Here is a 2,403-nt window from a genome sequence, read left to right as displayed (position 1 = left end):
CAGTTGGCCGTCCTTGAAGTACCCACTCGAACTGACTTCCACGTGTTTGATCGACCCGTCCCGGGCCTTCAGCCGCGCGGGATAGCGGTGAACCTTCTCGCCGCGTTTGAGGCGATCCATGATGTCGTGGATGACAGCTTCCTCTTCGTAGAAGCCAGCGATCTCATGGCCGATGTAGTCGCCGGGTTCATAGCCCAACAGACTCAATTCGGCGGAATTCGCATGAACGATGAGGCCGTCCCCGTCGACGACGTGCAGGCCGACTGCAGCGTTTTCGAAGAAGTCTTCATAATTGACTGCTGAGGTCTCAAGGTCGTCTGCCAACCCGGCCGGGTTAACCTTTCCCATGTATGTCCTGCTACTACCGCGTTGAGCTGCGTAGGAACTCCGGACGCGCCGCATGGTTCCCTCAGCTGCGGGCGGTGTCTTGCTAGCTTGCTTCGGGAGGGCTCCGATGGAGCCCTCCTCAGGCTGATGTCAGGCGGCTTCCGCGACCGCCCGATCGTTGACGCCCCCTTCGCCGAGCGTCGTCAGGGCCTCGTCGGTCGCCTTTTCCTCATCGAGCGTGGCGTTCAGGAGCTGTACAACGTCTTCCTTGCCCAGCGACTTCGCCCACGCAATCAACGTGCCGTAGCGCGCGATTTCATAGTGTTCAACAGCTTGGGCCGCGCCTACAAGCCCGGCGTCGAGCGACGGGGAGCCCTTGTACTCCTCGAGGACTTCGGCCCCCTCCTCCAGGATGCCGTCGATCGCGGGGCAGGTTTTGCCGCGAGCAGGCTTGCCGAGGATCTCGAAGACTTGCTCGAGGCGATCGACCTGTCCCTCGGTCTCGGTGCGATGTTTTTCAAAGGCGGCGGCGACCTTCTCGTCTTCAGCGCCCTTCGCCATCTTGGGCAAGGTCTTGAGGATTTTCTTTTCCGCGTAATAGATGTCGTTCAGGCCGTCGAGGAACATGTCTTCGAGGCTCTTCTCGGCGGCAGAGGCTTTCTTGCTTGTAGCCATCGGTGTTCTCCAGATGCAGCGTGTTGACCCGCCCGTTGACAGGCCATGGCTAACTCCGGGGTGCGCAACATGTTCCGGCCTTCGGGCACAAGGTGCGCAATGGAGCGCCCTAGCCGGGCCGGAACGAAAAACGGGCTTCTCCATTGTTGGAACGCTCCGCATTTCATCACCAGGACTTCCAATGGAAAAAACCTTCAATCGCGTTGCGACCGTCGTCGCACATGCTTCCGGCCGTCCGTGGGCCTTTGCCTTATGTTTGGCGTCAGTGCTGATCTGGGCCGTGACCGGGCCGGTCTTCCAGTATTCCGAAACTTGGCAACTGATCATCAATACCGGTACGACGATCGTCACATTCCTGATGGTCTTCCTGATCCAGAACACCCAAAACCGAGACGGCGCGGCTATCCAGGCCAAGCTTGATGAGCTGATCCGCTCCGGCGCCGCCAAGAACGCCTTCATCGGCATCGAGCATCTTACCGAGGCCGAGGTCGAAGAGTTCCGCGCGCTCTGCGCGCGGGCGAAAGAGAACAACGAACGAGCCCCCGGAAGTCGCCGCAAGGCAGTTGCATAAGCCTGGGCACTCGGCGGTGGCGCAAAATTGTATATGTAAGGGCTACGTGCAACAAAACACGCTCGTGTGAGTTGTGTAGGCAAGTGGTCGTCCTTCCGGGGTGTAGCCGCTCCCAATGGCAGAAAGCCCGTCGCGTACGCTTATTAGCTGCGGCGGGCTTTCCTCCTTTTGGGCGGCGTAAGCCTGGCCAGGTGCTCGCGACTTATCCCCACCATCTCCTCCAAGAAGTCTAGGAACGCCCTTGCCTTCTCCGTCGGGAGGCCGCCACCCTCCAATAGGGCGATGAGTTCGCGCTGGCGGGCTATATGGCCTTCACCATCGCGCACGAGCTGTTCAACCCGAGATATCTCATCGGCTGCCATGGCATGATGATGGGCGGAATGGGTGAAGAAACTGCGGCTGCTAATCCGCCAAGCTTCCTTCGCGGTGTTCCATCACTTCGAAGACGCTGTCGACTTCCTCGTTGATCTCGGCGGCCGGAATACCTTCGTGCTCTGCCATGCTCATCAGCTCGTCGGCCAGATCGCTCACGGCCACAGGGTCCTCTGTTATGACGTTGGGCAGGTGTTCTGCCATCCATCGGTCGACGAAGTTGATACCGCGTGTACTCATTGAGGGTGAATCGCGCAGACTCAACTATGTTCCCGAGCCAGCAGCACCCTCCGGTTCGACCACTAAGGCTTGATCCGCAGCCTGGGCGAGCAGCCGCGCCAGATGCCGTTCGTGAAGCTCTTGCATGCCTTCCAGAAGCGCGAAGAAAACGAGGGCGTCGGTAGTCGGCAATTCGTCACGCTCTAGTTGGGCTATGCGCTCGCGCTGCTGCGCGAGGT

At 59.8% G+C, this 2,403-nt stretch carries 5 protein-coding genes; 1 reads left to right on the top strand and 4 read right to left on the bottom strand.

What is annotated here, in order from left to right; genetic code table 11:
• Together EOA28_RS32550 and EOA28_RS32545 are read right to left on the bottom strand one after the other, a co-directional pair.
• The coding region (locus tag EOA28_RS32550) for a PAS domain S-box protein (protein WP_128315692.1) at nucleotides 1-348 on the bottom strand (348 nt) is incomplete at its 3' end.
• Nucleotides 349-477: 129 nt separating this feature from the next.
• On the bottom strand, nucleotides 478-1,002 hold the full coding sequence (locus EOA28_RS32545) for a ferritin-like domain-containing protein (RefSeq protein ID WP_127249466.1): 525 nt from the start codon (nucleotides 1,000-1,002) through the stop codon (nucleotides 478-480).
• Nucleotides 1,003-1,183: 181 nt separating this feature from the next.
• Here EOA28_RS32545 and EOA28_RS32540 point away from each other — a divergent pair, with 181 nt between their 5' ends.
• Nucleotides 1,184-1,573 (top strand): low affinity iron permease family protein, encoded by a 390-nt coding sequence (locus EOA28_RS32540; protein WP_126082605.1) that lies wholly within the window; start codon nucleotides 1,184-1,186, stop codon nucleotides 1,571-1,573.
• A 402-nt stretch (nucleotides 1,574-1,975) separates the two neighbouring features.
• Here EOA28_RS32540 and EOA28_RS41020 read toward each other — a convergent pair whose 3' ends face one another.
• Nucleotides 1,976-2,104 carry a hypothetical protein gene (locus tag EOA28_RS41020; RefSeq protein ID WP_281059009.1) on the bottom strand — a complete coding sequence of 43 codons (129 nt, stop codon included), beginning with the start codon at nucleotides 2,102-2,104 and terminating at the stop codon, nucleotides 1,976-1,978.
• A 105-nt stretch (nucleotides 2,105-2,209) separates the two neighbouring features.
• Nucleotides 2,210-2,403 (bottom strand): hypothetical protein (locus EOA28_RS39205; protein WP_189342326.1); only part of this gene is annotated, 194 nt, incomplete at its 5' end.

This window comes from Mesorhizobium sp. M2A.F.Ca.ET.067.02.1.1, assembly GCF_004023285.1.
In the GTDB taxonomy this organism is placed as follows: Bacteria; Pseudomonadota; Alphaproteobacteria; order Rhizobiales; family Rhizobiaceae; genus Mesorhizobium.
This window is presented reverse-complemented; position numbering and strand designations above follow the sequence as displayed.